The 15,018-nt window shown below is 72.7% G+C and carries 15 protein-coding genes and 1 riboswitch; of the genes, 7 read left to right on the forward strand and 8 right to left on the reverse strand.

The genetic code is table 11. The annotated features are described in order from the left end of the window. Positions 1 to 131 precede the first annotated feature (131 nt). The 3 genes from AB0L75_RS20280 to AB0L75_RS20290 form a co-directional block, all read right to left on the reverse strand. A complete protein-coding gene (locus AB0L75_RS20280; RefSeq protein ID WP_365182595.1) occupies positions 132 to 515 on the reverse strand; it encodes a DUF3040 domain-containing protein in 384 nt (127 codons plus the stop codon). 277 nt (positions 516 to 792) lie between these two features. Continuing rightward, the gene (locus AB0L75_RS20285; protein ID WP_365182597.1) at positions 793 to 1,620 is read right to left on the reverse strand and encodes a methyltransferase; all 828 of its coding nucleotides are present in this window, start codon (positions 1,618 to 1,620) and stop codon (positions 793 to 795) included. Between the two features lie 130 nt (positions 1,621 to 1,750). Next, positions 1,751 to 2,314 (reverse strand): SAV_6107 family HEPN domain-containing protein, encoded by a 564-nt coding sequence (locus tag AB0L75_RS20290; RefSeq protein ID WP_365182599.1) that lies wholly within the window; start codon positions 2,312 to 2,314, stop codon positions 1,751 to 1,753. Between the two features lie 174 nt (positions 2,315 to 2,488). Between AB0L75_RS20290 and AB0L75_RS20295 the strand changes: the two genes are divergently transcribed. The 4 genes from AB0L75_RS20295 (at position 2,489) to AB0L75_RS20310 (ending at position 7,918) form a co-directional block, all read left to right on the forward strand. Continuing rightward, the gene (locus AB0L75_RS20295; RefSeq protein WP_365183104.1) at positions 2,489 to 3,244 is read left to right on the forward strand and encodes an ATP-binding cassette domain-containing protein; all 756 of its coding nucleotides are present in this window, start codon (positions 2,489 to 2,491) and stop codon (positions 3,242 to 3,244) included. Then, positions 3,231 to 5,315 carry a YhgE/Pip domain-containing protein gene (locus AB0L75_RS20300; protein WP_365182600.1) on the forward strand — a complete coding sequence of 695 codons (2,085 nt, stop codon included), beginning with the start codon at positions 3,231 to 3,233 and terminating at the stop codon, positions 5,313 to 5,315. The genes AB0L75_RS20295 and AB0L75_RS20300 overlap by 14 nt, the downstream gene beginning before the upstream one ends. Positions 5,316 to 5,362: 47 nt before the next feature. After that, positions 5,363 to 5,992, forward strand: coding sequence for a TetR/AcrR family transcriptional regulator (locus AB0L75_RS20305; RefSeq protein ID WP_365182602.1), 630 nt, complete (start codon positions 5,363 to 5,365; stop codon positions 5,990 to 5,992). A gap of 414 nt (positions 5,993 to 6,406) precedes the next feature. After that, positions 6,407 to 7,918, forward strand: a complete 1,512-nt coding sequence (locus AB0L75_RS20310; protein WP_365182604.1) for an NAD(P)/FAD-dependent oxidoreductase — start codon at positions 6,407 to 6,409, stop codon at positions 7,916 to 7,918. Between the two features lie 28 nt (positions 7,919 to 7,946). On the opposite strand, the gene AB0L75_RS20315 is transcribed toward AB0L75_RS20310, so the two are convergent. The 5 genes from AB0L75_RS20315 to AB0L75_RS20335 form a co-directional block, all read right to left on the reverse strand. Continuing rightward, the gene (locus AB0L75_RS20315) at positions 7,947 to 8,888 is read right to left on the reverse strand and encodes a hypothetical protein (protein ID WP_365182605.1); all 942 of its coding nucleotides are present in this window, start codon (positions 8,886 to 8,888) and stop codon (positions 7,947 to 7,949) included. 56 nt (positions 8,889 to 8,944) lie between these two features. After that, positions 8,945 to 9,868, reverse strand: coding sequence for a methylenetetrahydrofolate reductase [NAD(P)H] (gene metF, locus AB0L75_RS20320; RefSeq protein ID WP_365182607.1), 924 nt, complete (start codon positions 9,866 to 9,868; stop codon positions 8,945 to 8,947). Positions 9,869 to 9,977: 109 nt separating this feature from the next. Further along, complete coding sequence (gene thiE / locus AB0L75_RS20325; RefSeq protein WP_365182609.1) at positions 9,978 to 10,625, reverse strand: thiamine phosphate synthase; 648 nt, start codon at positions 10,623 to 10,625, stop codon at positions 9,978 to 9,980. A gap of 94 nt (positions 10,626 to 10,719) precedes the next feature. Beyond that, positions 10,720 to 11,085 (reverse strand): Rv2175c family DNA-binding protein, encoded by a 366-nt coding sequence (locus AB0L75_RS20330; protein ID WP_365182611.1) that lies wholly within the window; start codon positions 11,083 to 11,085, stop codon positions 10,720 to 10,722. 133 nt (positions 11,086 to 11,218) lie between these two features. Continuing rightward, positions 11,219 to 12,451, reverse strand: a complete 1,233-nt coding sequence (locus AB0L75_RS20335) for an FAD-dependent oxidoreductase (protein ID WP_365183107.1) — start codon at positions 12,449 to 12,451, stop codon at positions 11,219 to 11,221. A 198-nt stretch (positions 12,452 to 12,649) separates the two neighbouring features. Then, a riboswitch (TPP riboswitch) is annotated at positions 12,650 to 12,761 on the forward strand. Between AB0L75_RS20335 and thiO the strand changes: the two genes are divergently transcribed. The 3 genes from thiO to AB0L75_RS20350 all read left to right on the forward strand — a co-directional run bounded on the left by thiO (position 12,759) and on the right by AB0L75_RS20350 (position 14,929). After that, entirely contained in the window at positions 12,759 to 13,928 is a 1,170-nt protein-coding gene (thiO, locus tag AB0L75_RS20340) for a glycine oxidase ThiO (RefSeq protein ID WP_365182613.1), read from the forward strand. (Overlaps the previous riboswitch by 3 nt.) Positions 13,929 to 13,930: 2 nt before the next feature. Next, entirely contained in the window at positions 13,931 to 14,131 is a 201-nt protein-coding gene (thiS, locus tag AB0L75_RS20345) for a sulfur carrier protein ThiS (RefSeq protein ID WP_365183109.1), read from the forward strand. Between the two features lie 3 nt (positions 14,132 to 14,134). Further along, the gene (locus AB0L75_RS20350) at positions 14,135 to 14,929 is read left to right on the forward strand and encodes a thiazole synthase (RefSeq protein WP_365182615.1); all 795 of its coding nucleotides are present in this window, start codon (positions 14,135 to 14,137) and stop codon (positions 14,927 to 14,929) included. Positions 14,930 to 15,018: the final 89 nt, after the last annotated feature.

Raw genomic sequence — 15,018 nt, forward strand, 5'->3', positions numbered from 1 at the left:
TCCGTCGTCGACTGGCAGGACGAACACGGTTGCCCCCTGCTCACAGGCGAGCCCAGCGCGCCCGAACTGGCCTTCCGCATCGGCTCACACGTTCGCGTTGTCTGTCGCCGTCCGCGGAAACCGCTGGACGGCTAGTGTCCCTGTTCGTCCCGGCGGCGCTGCCAGCGCTCCTCGATCCGGTCCATCATGGAGCGTTTCGGCCGTGCCTGGCGGCGAACGGCCTCTGCGGGCTGCTCACCCGGCTTCGGGGCCTTGCGCCAGCCCGTGACGGCGAGTACGGCACAGCCCAGCATGACGAGAAAACCCACCACACTGACCCAGATCAGCTGCGCGACCATTCCGGCCATGAGGAGCGCGATACCCACGAGGAAACCTGCGACCGCCTGGTAGACCCGCCGCCGGGTGTACGTACGCAGTCCGCTTCCCTCAAGCGCTGACGCGAACTTGGGATCTTCGGCGTACAGCGCTCGCTCCATCTGCTCGAGCATGCGCTGCTCGTGCTCCGAGAGCGGCACGGAGTCCTCCTCATCGTGCAGTCGCCGGGGCGACCCGGGGGGTCCCTTCAGGATAGGCAGGGAATCGCCCCCGTGAAACCCGCCCCTCTACGCCAATTGGCCAACCAGAACCCGCCATGACTGTCCCGGCTCGCTGAGGCTTCCATTCCCCTGCGGCCGACCCGTCATGCCGGGTGGTGCACCTCGATCATACGGCGCAAACCCCTCGATCGGGCGTCTTGTGGCGTACTCCATCCGCCGCCCAGGCCCTGATCAGCGGCGGGTCCCGGTGGTGCGCTCAGGTCGCGGCGGCATCCCGCGTCTCACCGAGCACATGCAGCTGGGTGGCGACGGAGTGGAAGGCGGGCAACTCGGCCGCGGCCGCCTCCAGCTGCAGGAGTGCGTCGAGGGCGCCGGGCTCGGTGTCCACGAGGACGCCGGGGACGAGGTCGGCGAAGACCCGCACGCCGTGCACGGCGCCCACCGTGAGGCCTGCGCCCTCGACCAGCGCGGTGAGCTGCTCGGCGGTGAACCGGCGTGGCATCGGGTCGCCGGTGCCCCAGCGGCCCTCGGGGTCCCGCAGGGCCTGCCGGGCCTCCGTGAAGTGGCCCGCGAGAGCGCGGGCGAACACGGCCCCGCCGAGGCCGGCGGCGAGCAGGCTGAGGACGCCCTCGGAGCGCAGCGCGGCGACGGCGTTGCGGATGCCCTCGGCCGGGTCGTCCACGTACTCCAGGACGCCATGGCACAGCACGGCGTCGTAGCCACCGCGCTCGACGACGTCGAACAGGCCGTGCGCGTCGCCCTGGACGCCCCGGACCCGGTCGGCGACGTCGGCCTCGGCGGCCCGGCGTTCCAGCGCGAACAGCGCGTTCGGGCTGGGGTCGACCACGGTGACACGGTGGCCGAGCCGGGCGACGGGCACGGCGAAGTTGCCGCTGCCGCCTCCGGTGTCGAGGACGTCCAGCGACTCCCGTCCGGTGGCCTTGACCCGGCGGTCGAGGGCGTCCTGGAGGACGTCCCAGACCACGGCGGTACGCAGGGAGGCGCGGGACCGAGAGGGGTCGGAGCGGAGCGACGCCCTTTGCGGGTGGTGGTGGGAGACGGGCGGGCGCATCGGGTCCGACACGGCAGTTGACTCCTCGGCAGGGCTCAGGGCTCAGGGCTTCAGGCGACCTCCACCCTATTGCCTCCGCCGCCGTACCGGTCGCCGCGGGCGGATACGGGCGGGCGCGTCCCGCGCGGTGGGCCTGCGGTGGTCAGCCGGCGTCCGGAAGGCCACCCGGGGCGCTCGGGCCGGCCCGCTCGCCGCTGTCCCGGCGGGGTTGGGGCAGGACCGGCTGGAGGACGAGCATCCGCTCGACGAGGCGCAGGAACATCGCCACGTCCCGTATCAGGTCGTCGGCGTCGCGCCGGCTCGCCGCGCCCTGGATGCCGGCCTCGGCACGGGCGCGGCGGGCGGCGCCGGAGGCGAACAGCGCGCTCCACTCGGTCAGTTCGGGGACGATCTCGGGCAGCACTTCCCAGGCGCTGCGGATCCGGGCGCGACGGCGCGGGGAGGTCTCGGGGCGGCCCCGGGCGGCGAGCACGGCGGCTGCGGTGCGCAGTGCGGCGAGGTGGGCCGTCGCATAGCGCTCGTTCGGCGTTTCCAGGACGGCGGCCTCCTCCAGTCCGGCGCGGGCCTGGGCGAGCAGGTCGAGGGCGGCGGGCGGGGCCGTGGTCCGGCGGAGCACGGGGTGCACATCGCTCGCCGGGCCGGTCAGTGAGGGGGCAGGGCCGGTGGCGCGGTGCCGACGGGCGGCGGCTGCGGACGGGTTGGCCATGACGAACCTCCTGTCGTCTGGGTGACGGCACGGGTGCCGTATGTGCCCATCGTGCGGTATGGCACTGACAATCCGTTCTGACCTGGGGTTTTGCTTCGATCGTAGGTTCGGGCGTATTTTTGCACTGACCAGTCAGTTCAAATCTGTCGTACGGCAGGGGGGCTTGTGGACGGCATGGACGTCCGGGCCGAGGGCCTCGGGCTCAAGGGGCCGCGGGGGTGGGCCTTCCGCGGCATCACCCTCGACGCGGAACCCGGCACACTCATCGCGATCGCGGGACCGTCCGGCTCCGGCCGCACCAGTCTGCTGCTCGCGCTCACGGGACGGATGAAACCCACCGAGGGAACGGCCGCCGTCGGCGGGTTGCGGCTGCCCCGGCACATGGCCCGGCTGCGCCGCGTCAGCGCGGTGGCCAACGTGGCCGGGGTGACCGATCTGGAGCCGGCCCTGACCGTCGGCGAGCACCTGCGCGAACGCGCCCTGCTGCAGAGCCGCTTCGCCGATTCCCTGCGCGACCTGCTGCGCCCCCGAGCCCAGCGCCTGCACGAGGCCCGGCTGCGCGTCGACGCGGCCCTGGCCGCTGCCGGACTCGCCCTGGAGACGCTGCCCAAGGGCTCCCGTACGGCCGTGCGCGACCTGGAGCGGCCGCAGGAACTGCGCCTGTCCGTCGCCCTGGCCCTGCTCGGCCGGCCCGGACTGCTCGGCGTCGACGACATCGACCTGAAGCTGTCGGACGGCGAGCGCGCCGAGGTGTGGGACGGCCTGCGCGCCCTCACGCGCGCGGGGACGACGGTGGCGGTCGTCTGCCGCACCGCTCCCGGCGACTGCGTCGTCGTACCGACCGGGCCGGAGCAGACCCGAGTGGAGGCCGACCAGGGCGAGGGCGACGAGAAGAGCGGTCCGAAGGAGGACGTCGATGCGCTCGCCTAGGCTGGCCGCGCTGGAGCTGAGGCGCTTCGGACGCGGGAAGCTGCCGCGCGCCGCCCTGGTCGCGCTGCTCGTGCTGCCGCTGCTCTACGGCGCCCTGTACCTGTGGTCGTTCTGGGACCCGTACGGCCGTCTGGACCGTATCCCGGTGGCGCTGGTGAACGACGACAAGGGCGCCACGGCGGCCGGCAAGAAGATCACCGCCGGTGACGACATCGTCCATAAGCTGCGCGACAGCCGGACCTTCGAGTGGCACGAGGTGAGCGACGACGAGGCCCGCAAGGGAGTCGAGGACGGCACCTACTACCTGTCGCTGACCATGCCGGCCGACTTGAGCCGGCGGATCGCCTCCAGTTCCGGCGGCTCCCCCGAGACCGGCGCCCTTCGGGTGCGCACCAACGACGCGAACAACTACATCGTCGGCCAGATCTCCCGCACGGTCTTCAACGAGGTCCGCTCGGCCGCCTCCACCAAGGCCTCCCGCACCTTCCTCGACAAGATCTTCGTGTCCTTCTCCGACATCCACGGCAAGACCGTCACGGCCGCGAACGGCGCCGACAAGCTCAACACCGGCATCGGGAAGGCCGAGAAGGGCTCGAAGGACCTCGCCGACGGGCTGAAGGACGCCCAGAGCGGGAGCGGCAAGCTGGCCACGGGCCTGAAGAAGCTGAACTCGGGCGCCGGCGACCTCCAGGACGGCTCCGAGCGGGTCGCCGACGGCACCCAGGCGCTCGCCGACGAGGTCAACGGCGTCTACGGCAAGACCGGCCCGTTCCTGAAGGACAACGAGAAGACCATCGGGGACACCGCGCGGCTGGTCGCGGACTCGGCCATGACCGTCAAGGACAATCTCGACGTCCTGGTGAAGATCGCCCCGGGCAGCGCGAAGATCGCCCACGCGAACTCCGCCCTCCTGGACGAGATCTACCGGGCCCGCTGCGAGCGAGCGGCTCTCCCCGACCCGGCCTGCCCGGATCTGAAGCGGGCCGAGAAGGCCGCCGCCGAGGTGGCCACCGTGGCCGACGACCTCAACACGCTGATCGCCGACCAGGACGGCGACCTGAAGACGATGCGCGACAACCTCGGCACGCTCCAGAAGCAGGCCAAGGACCTTGAGAAGCGCTCACCGCACCTGTACGACGACGTCGACGACGCGGTCAAGGAGATCAACAAGCTGAACACCGGCGCACAGAAGGTCGCCGCCGGCGCCAAGAAGCTGCACACCGGGCTCGGTACCGCCCAGACCAGCGCCACCGCGCTGGACACGGGCATCGGCACGGCCGCGTCGGGCGCCCAGACCCTGAACGGCGGCCTGTACAAGCTGTCCGACGGCTCCGGCAAGCTGGCCGGCGGACTGCACGACGGCGCGAAGAAGATCCCCGACTACGACAAGCAGGACCGCGACCAGCGCACCGGTGTGATGGCCGACCCGGTCCAGCTGGCCTCCCACGACCTGCACAAGGCGCCGAACTACGGCACCGGCTTCGCGCCGTACTTCATCCCGCTGTCCCTGTGGGTCGGCGCGATGGTCGCCTACATGCTGATCCAGCCGCTCAACCGGCGTGCCCTGGCGGCCGGTTCGCCGTCCTGGCGGATCGCGCTCGCGGGCTGGCTGCCGGTGGTCGCGGTGGGCGTGCTCCAGGTGGGCGCCCTGATGGCCGTACTGCACTGGGCGATCGGTCTGCAGATGATGCGCGCGGCCGGCACGATCGGCTTCCTGTGCCTGGTCACGGCCTGCTTCGCGGCGATCGTGCAGTGGCTGAACGCCCGCTTCGGCGCGGCGGGCCGGATCCTGGTGCTCGCGCTGCTGATGCTCCAGCTGACCTCGGCCGGCGGCACCTATCCCGTGCAGACCAGCCCGGGCTTCTTCAACGCGATCCACCCCTTCCTGCCGATGAGCTACATCATTGCGGCGCTGCGCCGGCTGATCACGGGCGGCGGGCTGGGCCCGGTGTGGCAGGCCTGCGGTGTGCTCACCGCGTTCACGGCGGGCGCGCTCGCCCTGACCGCCCTCGCGGCCCGGCGCCGCCAGGTGTGGACGCTGGACCGGCTGCATCCGGAGCTGAGCCTGTGATCCCCGGGCAGCCGCCGCACGCGCGCGTACCTGTGAGAATCAGGGCCATGGAAAGCAGCAGCACCAGGTCCGGGGGCAGCACGCGCCGTGAGGCCACCCGGCAGAAGCTCTACGAGGCGGCCGTGACGCTCATCGCGGAGCAAGGCTTCTCGGCGACCACGGTGGACGAGATCGCCGAGCGGGCAGGAGTCGCGAAGGGCACGGTCTACTACAACTTCGCGAGCAAGTCGGTCCTCTTCGAGGAGCTGCTGCGGCACGGTGTGGGCCTGCTCACCGCCTCGCTGAAGGAGGCGGCGGACGAGACCGCGCGGGCGGGCGGCAGCAAGGTGGACGCGCTGGACGCTATGGTCCGCGCGGGCCTGGTGTTCATCGACCGCTACCCGGCCTTCACCCAGCTGTACGTGGCCGAGCTGTGGCGCACCAACCGGGCCTGGCAGTCCACGCTGATGGTGGTCCGGCAGGAGGCCGTCGCCGTGGTCGAGGAGGTACTGCGCGAGGGCGTGGCGGCCGGCGAGTTCAGCGACGAGATCGACGTTCAGCTGACGGCGGCCGCGCTGGTCGGCATGGTTCTGGTGGCCGCGCTGGACTGGAAGTCCTTCCAGCCGGAGCGCTCCCTGGACGACGTCCACGCGGCCCTGTCCCGGCTGCTGCAGGGCCGGGTCAGCGGCAGGGGCTGAGCACCCCCGGGGCAAGGGAAAGGCGCCGGTCCGCTGCCGGACCGGCGCCTTCCCGTTCCCCTTGTTCCCCGTACTCCCCCGTACGGTCTCCCCCGATGGTCCCCCGCGGGTGGTCGTTCCCCCGGGTCCCCCGCCTCGCTTCCGCCGACGGATCGGCGGAAGGAGCGGCCAGGTGGCGGGCACCGTTCCGCCGCCCCGTGTCGGCGGTGCCGGGCCGTGCCCCTTGCCGTGTCACCACTGTCCCCTTCCCACCGGTCGCGGCCCATCCGTGCAGGTACTCATCTCGCGACCTAGGTACGGATACTCAGGCGTACGCGCGCGTGCCCACGTAGTCCGGGAAGGAGCGGCCGGCGCGGCGCTCCGCCGACACGCCCGCGGGCCGGGTTGTCAGTGGGGGTCGATAAAGTCGCAGGCATGGCACGGATTGCGGTGATCGGCGCCGGGATGGGCGCGATGGCGGCGGCCGCCCGGCTGGCCGTCGCGGGCCACCGGGTGGTGGTGTACGAGCGTACGGAGACGTACGGCGGCGCGGTGCGCCGGTTCGAGCGGGAGGGGTTCGCGTTCGACACCGGCCCCGGGCTGCTGACGCTGCCCGCCGTGTACCGCGATCTGTTCGTCAAGACCGGCAAGGAGCCGCTGGAGGACTGCGTCGAGCTGGTCCAGGTCGACCCCTCCTCGCGGCATGTCTTCGCGGACGGCACCGAGGTGTCGGTGCCGAACGCCTCGCGCGCTGGCGTGGTCGCCGCCCTGGACGAGGCGCTGGGTGCGGGCGCGGGCGAGCGCTGGGGCGAGTTCCTGGTGCGGGCCCGGGAAGCCTGGGACCGCACCCGCAGGCCGCTGCTGGAGGAGCCGCTGTGGCCCAACTGGCGGGTGCTGGCCGGCAAGGAGCCGTATCCGGCCGTCCCGCAGCGGCGCCTGCTGCGCAGCCGACAGGCGCGCACCCTGTCCGAGATCGGTTCCTGGGAGCTGCGCGACGAGCGCCTCGCGGCCCTGCTGGAGAGTTCCGTGCTCGCCCACGGCCTCGATCCGCGGACCGCTCCGGCGAGCGCTGCCGTGCTGCCCTACATGGAGCACGCCTTCGGCACCTGGTATGTGCGCGGCGGCATCCGGGAGTTGGCGCGCGCGGTGTACGAGCGGTGCCTGAAGCTCCGGGTCGAGTTCGTCTTCGGCGCGGAGGTCATGCGGATCCTGGAGAAGGACGGCCGGGCCGCGGGCGTGGAGCTGGAAGACGGCGAGGTGGCCGAGGCGGACCATGTCGTGGCGGACGTGGACCCGGCGCGCCTGAAGGCGATGACGGACCGGCCGCTGGACAAGGGCGGGGATGTGCGGGCCGATCCGTTCATGACCGGTCCGGGACGGTTCACCGTGCTGCTGGCCCTGCGCGGCGGGCGCGAAGCCGGCGCCGCGCATCGCACGGTCGTCCACGCACCGGACCCGGAGTCCGAGCTGGACTTCCTGGCCTCGGCGGACGGGGACCAGCCGCCGGCGCCCACGGTGACCGTGCTGCGCCCCGACGACCCCGCGCTCAGACCGGACGGCGGGCACGAGTCCATGGTGCTGGCCGCGGTGGTGCCGAGCGCCGCCGACTGGGACGAGGAGGGCATGGTCCGGCAGTACACGGACCATCTCCTCGAAGCCGCCGAGGCCGCGCTACCGGGACTGCGGGACCGCGTCCTGTGGCAGGAGGTGCGCACGCCCGATGACACCGACGACGAGACGAATGCCTTCCTCGGCGCCGTGCCGGCCCCCTCACTCGCCGCCGGCCAGGGCCGTTTCCTGCACCCGGCGAACACCACGCGGCTCCCCGGTCTGTACCGGGTCGGCGGCTGGTCCCATCCCGGCGGCGGCCTGCCGCACGCGGGCATGTCGGGCGCGCTGGTGGCCGGGCTGATCGTGGAGGGCCCGGAGTTCCGCGGCTCCCAGTGAGCGGCTCCCCGTGAGCTGAGCGGAAGCCTCAGAAGCGGTACTGCTCGTCGTACCCGGCGCCGGGCTGCGGCTGCGGCTGCGGCTGCTGGGCGTTGCCCTGGTACGGGTAGGGCTGCTCCTGCGGGAGTTCACCGCCGTAGGTCTCGTCGGTGCGCTGCTGCGGCACCCACACCCCGCCCGCCGGGGTCTCGCCGTAGCCGCCGACGGCGTAGGGGTCCTGGGGGTAGCCCTGCTGGCCGTACTGCCCGGCGTAGCCGGTGTCGTACGAGGCGCCGCCGTAGGACTGGCTGCCGATGTACGGGTCGGAGTAGTTGGCGTAGGCCTGCTGGCCCCCGGCGTCATAGCCGTAGCCCTGCTGGCCGTAGCCCGAGTAGTCGTAGGCGTAGGCCTGTTGTCCGCTGTCCTGGTGCTGGGCCGCGGTCGCGTGGGTGGCGGTGTTGCCGTAGACGCCGTAGTTGCCGGTGTCCTCGGGCAGGGGCTGGGGTTCGTAGACGGTGGTGGTCTCGGCGGCCGTGGGGTCGGCCGGGCGGGCCGGGGTGAAGACGTCGTCGCGGTCGTAGTCGTCGTAGTCCCCGTGCGGCTGGTTGTAGACGGCCCGGTCGGCGTCGCGGTCGTCCTCCGGCGCGGCGGGGTCCAGGTCGGCGGCCTCCGGCTCCGGGTCGTGCCGGTCCGCCCGGCCGCGGCGGCGCTTGCTGCCGCCGCCGGTCTCGGCGTCGGGGCGCTTGACCGCCCAGCCCGCGGCGAAGCCGCGGCGGAACGACAGGGTGACGTAGGTCTGGCCCACCGCGAAGGCGATGGCGCCGACGCCGATCACGATCACGGACGGCATCAGCACACCGACCACGACACCGAGGAAGCCGGTGAACGCGAGCAGCCGCCAGCGCAGCCGCGCCTTGTACTGCAACAGCACCTCGCCCAGCAGCCACAGTGCGACGGCGCCGAACGCGATGTAGAGGACCGTCCAGCCCATGTACGCCCCTCTCCCAGTGGCCGCTACGCAGTGTGTCGTACCGCGGTGCGGCCGGTCTAGGCCTGCGGGGGGTGGTGCAGGCCCAGGTTTTCGTAGATTTCCAGAGTCGCCGTGGAGTTGTTCAGCGTGATGAAGTGCAGTCCGGGCACCCCCTCGGCGAGCAGCCGAGCGCAGAACTCCGTGGCGAAGTCGATACCGATGGAGCGTACCGCCGCCGGATCGTCCTTCGCTGTGAGGATCCGCTCTTTCAGGGCGTCCGGGAAGGCGGCGTTGCTGAGTTTGGGCAACCGTTCCAGCATCTTCACGCTGGTGACCGGCAGGATCTCGGGGATCACCGGGGTGTCACAGCCCGCGGCCACCACCCGGTCGCGCAGCCGCAGATACGACTCCGGCTGGAAGAACATCTGTGTGATGGCGTAGTCGGCACCCGCACGGCACTTGTCCACGAAGTGGGCCACATCGGTGTCCCAGTCCAGGGAGCGGGGGTGCATCTCCGGGAACGCGGCGACGCCCACACAGAAGTCGCCCGCCTCCTTGATGAGCCGGACGAGTTCGGCCGCGTAGGTCAGGCCCCGGGGGTGCGCGATCCAGTCGCCCATGGGGTCGCCGGGCGGGTCGCCGCGCACGGCGAGCATGTTGCGGATCCCGGCGTCCGCGTACTGGCCGATGATGTTGCGCAGCTCGGCGATGGAGTGGTCGACCGCGGTGAGGTGGGCGACCGGGGTGAGCGTGGTGTCGGCGACGATCTGCTGGGTCTCCTTGACCGTGCCGGCGCGGGTGGAACCGCCGGCGCCGTAGGTCACGGAGACGAAGTCGGGCGCGACCGCCTCGACCCGCCGGAGCGCGCTCCACAGGTTCCGCTCGCCCTTGGGGGTCTTCGGCGCCGAGAACTCGAACGAGTACGTGGTCTTGCCGGTGGCGAGCATATCGCGCACGGTGCGTGCGCGATCTGTCCTGGTGGATGGGGTTCCGAGGGCCATACGGGCAGGTTAGCCAGGGGTGGGCGGCCCCCCAACCGGACGCAGGTGATTTGTCCGTATTGTCGACTTAGTGTCCACCCCTTGGACACATCACCGGATCGGCCTCTTGTCAGACCTGCCGCAGCCGCTTGGCGAACTCGGCCGCCGCGGCGCCCGGGTCGTCGGCCTCCGTGAGCGCGCGGACGACGACCACGCGGCGGGCGCCCGCGTCCAGCACCTGGTCGAGGTTGGCGAGGTCGATGCCGCCGATCGCGAACCAGGGGCGGTCGGTGCCCAGGCCCGCCGTGTACCGGACCAGGTCGAGGCCGGGGGCGTGGCGGCCGGGCTTGGTGGGGGTGGGCCAGCAGGGGCCGGTGCAGAAGTAGTCCACGCCGTCCTGCACGGCGGCCGCGGCGGCCTCGGACTCGGCGTGCGTGGAGCGGCCGATCAGCACCTCGTCGCCGAGGACGGCGCGGGCCGCGGGGACCGGCAGGTCGCCCTGGCCGAGGTGCAGCACATCGGCGCGGGCGGCGTGGGCGACGTCCGCGCGGTCGTTCACCGCGAGGAGCTTGCCGTGCCGGGCGCAGGCGTCCGCGAAGACCTCCAGGTGCGCCAGCTCCTCGGCGGCCTCCATTCCCTTGTCGCGCAGCTGGACGATGTCGACACCGCCGGCCAGGACCGCGTCCAGGAACTCGGGAAGGTCGCCCTGGCGGGTGCGCGCGTCCATGCACAGGTACAGGCGGGCGTCGGCGAGCGCGGTGCGTGCGGTGTCGGACATACGTGGGTCCCCCTGGTCGGTGTCCCTGGCGGCTTCAGCGGGTGGCGTACGGGCTGCGACGGCCCGCACGCCACCCCTCGTGGTGCGGGTCGGCTCAGACGGCGAGCGCCTGGGCGCGGCGCTTCACCTCCGTGCCGCGATTCTCGCTCAGGGCCTGCGCGGGGGTGCCGGGCAGGGTCGGGTCAGGGGTGAAGAGCCACTCGAGCATCTCTTCGTCCGTGAAGCCGTCGTCCCGCAGGAGCGTCAGGGTGCCGGTCAGGCCCTTGACGACCTTGTCTCCGTCGATGAAGGCGGCGGGGACGTGCAGCGCCCGGTTCTCACCTCGGCGTACGGCGATGAGCTGGCCCTCCTTGACCAGCTGCCGCACACGCGTCACCTCGACGTCGAACATCTCTGCGATGTCGGGGAGGGTGAGCCAGGCGGGGACGAGAGCATCGATCTTTGCGTCAATCTCGGTCACGGGACAAGGGTAGGCGCTCCGCTGGTTCGGCCGCGATGGACCGTGCCGGGATGTGTTGCCGGTCGTGTGCGGGTCCGTCGCGGTTGCTCGCGCGCAGACGGCGGGGCCGTGTACCGGCACAACCCCGCGCCCCTTACGGGGCGCCGCCCCCAGGCCCCTGGCCATCGGCCGCGGCATCCTTCAGGGGTCTTCCCGGGTCGGCCAGTGCCCCCGCGTCCATCCGCCGGCCTGCCTCGATCAGGCGGCGGCCCTGGGCCAGGTCACGCGGGCGGCCGACGGCCAAGAGGGCCACGAGCCGGTCCTCGCGCAGCCAGCACACCGTCCAGGCGGGGCCCGTCGGGTCCCCGCGCCACACCATGCGGTCGGCGGTGGCGTGGTGACCGGCGTACTGCACGAACCGGCCGAATTGCTCGGACCAGAAGTACGGAACCGGGTCGTAGACCGCGGGGGTCTCGCCGAGGATGGTCGCGGCGACCGTGCGCGGGCCCTGCAGGGCGTTGTCCCAGTGGTGGACGAGCAGCCGTTCGCCGTAGCGGGCGGAGGGGAAGGAGGCGCAGTCGCCGACGGCGTACACGTCCTCGACGGAGGTGCGCAGGTGCGCGTCGGCGAGGACGTCCCCGTGCGGGCCCAGCTCGATGCCGGAGCCGGCCAGCCAGGCCGTGGCCGGGCGGGCGCCGATGCCGACGACGACGGCGTCGGCGGGCAGCCGGGTGCCGTCGGCGAGGATCACCGTGCCGGGCTCGACGCGCTCCACGCGCGCGTGGGTGCGAAGATCGGCGCCCGCGTCGGCGTACCAGGCGGCCATCGGCGCGGCGACCTCGGCGGGCAGGGCGCCGGCCAGCGGCCGGTCGGCGGCCTCCACGACGGTCACCGCGCAGCCCGCCTCACGGGCGGCCGTCGCGAACTCGGCACCGATCCAGCCGGCCCCGACGACCACGATGTCGTGCCGCCGGCCCAGCACCGGCCGCAGCCGCTCGGCGTCGTCCAGGGTGCGCAGCAGATGCACGCCGGGCACGCCCTCGGTGCCGGGCAGGGTGATCGGTTCGGCGCCGGTGGCGAGGACCAGCACGTCGTACGGCACCGGGCCCGCCTCGGTGTCCAGCTCGTGCTCGGCGGGGCGCACGCCCAGCACCTCGCAGCCGAGCCGCAGTTCGACGCCGAGCGTCTCGAAGTCCACGTCGAAGGCGGAGCCCTCGGCCGTGCCGAGCAGCACGGCCTTCGACAGCGGCGGCCGGTCGTACGGCTGGTGCGGCTCGGCGCCGAGCACGGTGACGGCGCCCTTGAAGCCCTGTTCGCGCAGGGCGACCGCGGTCTGCACCCCGGCCATGCCCGCGCCGACGACGACCACGCGCCGCCCCTGTGACATGCCCTCTTGCGCTGTCTGCTCGCTCACCCGATCACCATAGTCAGATGACGGAGCGTCAGTCAGCGGGCGTGCTCGGTGACCTGTTCCACAACACTCGTACCGACGCCATCGCCGCCCGCGCGCTCGGCCCGGATCCGGCCGCCCTGGGCGAGGGCTCCCTTACGGGTGATGTGCGGGGCGGGCTAGGGTGGCCACCGTACAAGCACTCGCGGGAGCCCGGACGCACCGGGCTGAGAGGGAGGCTGGCGGCCTCCGACCGTACGAACCTGATCCGGGTCATGCCGGCGAAGGGAGGGGCTGGACGCCCATGTCGTCACGTACGTCCGATACGTCCGACGTCCTCGTCATCGGGGGCGGAATCATCGGCCTGGTCACGGCCTGGCGCGCGGCGCAGCGCGGGCTCGCCACGGCCGTGGTGGACCCCGAGCCCGGCGGCGGGGCCGCGCAGGTCGCGGCCGGGATGCTGGCCGCGGTCACCGAACTGCACTACGGCGAGGAGACCCTGCTCGCCCTCAATCTGGAATCGGCGCGCCGCTACCCGGACTTCGCGGCCGAGCTGACCGAGCTGACCGGCCACGAGCTGGGCTATCGCCGCTGCGGCACCCTCCAGGTCGCGCTCGACGCCGACGACCGCGCCCATCTGCGCGAGCTGCACGCCCTCCAGCGGCGCTGCGGCCTGGAGTCGGAGTGGCTGTCCGGGCGGGAGTGCCGGCGCCTGGAGCCGATGCTGGCGCCCGGGGTGCGCGGCGGGCTGCGGGTCGACGGCGACCACCAGATCGACCCGCGGCGGCTGGCGGCGGCCCTGGTGGTCGCGTGCGAGCGGGCCGGCGTCACGTTCCACCGGGTGTGGGCCGAGCAGCTGGACGTCGTGGGGGGCCGGGCCGCGGGCGTCACCGCGGCGGACGGCACCGAGCTGCGCGCCGGGCAGGTGGTGCTCGCGGGCGGCAGCCTGAGCGGACGGCTCGCGGGCGTCCCGGAGGCGGTGCTGCCGCCGGTGCGGCCGGTCAAGGGGCAGGTGCTGCGGCTGACGGTGCCGCCCCGGTACGCGCCGTTCCTCAGCCGTACTGTGCGGGCCGTGGTGCGCGGCGGCCATGTCTATCTGGTGCCCCGCGAGAACGGCGAGCTGGTCGTCGGCGCGACCAGCGAGGAGCTGGGCTGGGACACGACCGTCACCGCCGGCGGTGTGTACGAGCTGCTGCGCGACGCCCATGAGCTGGTGCCGGGCATCACCGAACTGCCGCTCACCGAGACCCGGGCCGGACTGCGCCCCGGCTCTCCCGACAACGCGCCGCTGCTCGGCCCGTCCGGGCTCGACGGGCTGGTGCTGGCCACCGGGCACTTCCGCAACGGGGTGCTGCTGACGCCGGTCACCGGCGATGTGCTGGCACAGCTGCTGGCCGACGGCGAACTGCCGGAAGAGGCCCGCCCGTTCACGCCGCAGCGCTTCGGCGCCGTACTCCTGGAGCAGCCCGCATGAGCATCTCGATCTCCGTCAACGGAGAGCGCCGGGAGATCGTCCCGGGCACCGCTCTCGACATCGTCGTACGGTCGCTGGTCCCGGCGCCCTCCGGTGTGGCCGCCGCTGTCAACGAGACCGTCGTCCCGCGCGCCCAGTGGGCGACCACGGCGCTGGCCGAGGGCGACCGGGTCGAAGTCCTCACCGCTGTCCAGGGAGGCTGAGCCATGGCCGACGATTCCTTCGTCCTCGGGGGTACGACGTACTCCTCGCGGCTGATCATGGGTACGGGCGGTGCGCCCAGCCTGGAGGTGCTGGAGCGGGCGCTGGTCGCCTCCGGTACGGAGCTGACGACGGTCGCGATGCGGCGGGTGGACGCCTCGGTGCACGGGTCGGTGCTGTCGGTGCTGGAGAAGCTGGGCATCCGGGTGCTGCCGAACACGGCGGGCTGTTTCACCGCCGGCGAGGCCGTGCTGACCGCGCGGCTGGCGCGGGAGGCGCTGGGCACGGACCTGATCAAGCTGGAGGTCATCGCCGACGAGCGGACGCTGCTGCCGGATCCGGTGGAGCTGCTGGAGGCGGCGGAGACGCTGGTCGACGACGGGTTCACGGTGCTGCCGTACACCAACGACGATCCTGTGCTGGCGCGGAAGCTGGAGGATGCGGGGTGTGCGGCGGTGATGCCGCTGGGGTCGCCGATCGGGTCGGGGCTCGGTATCCGGAACCCCCATAACTTCCAGCTGATCGTGGAGCACGCGCGCGTGCCGGTGATTCTGGATGCCGGTGCCGGTACGGCGTCCGATGTGGCGTTGGCGATGGAGCTGGGGTGTGCGGGGGTGATGCTCGCCTCCGCCGTGACGCGGGCGCAGGATCCGGAGCGGATGGCTGCCGCCATGAGGCACGCGGTGGAAGGGGGGCGGTTGGCTCGGCTGGCCGGGCGGATTCCGCGCAGGCACTTCGCCGAGGCGTCGTCTCCTGCGGAGGGCTTGGCCGTGCTGGATCCCGAGCGTCCTGCGTTCTGACCCTGCGCCGCAGTCCCCCTACGCCCTCCCACCCACGCACCACCCGTCACCGCCGACTGGAGGGCCGGACTTTCCCGCGGGTCGTCCCC

Origin of the sequence: Streptomyces sp. NPDC052101, assembly GCF_040680235.1 — a bacterium.
Lineage (GTDB): Bacteria > Actinomycetota > Actinomycetes > Streptomycetales > Streptomycetaceae > Streptomyces.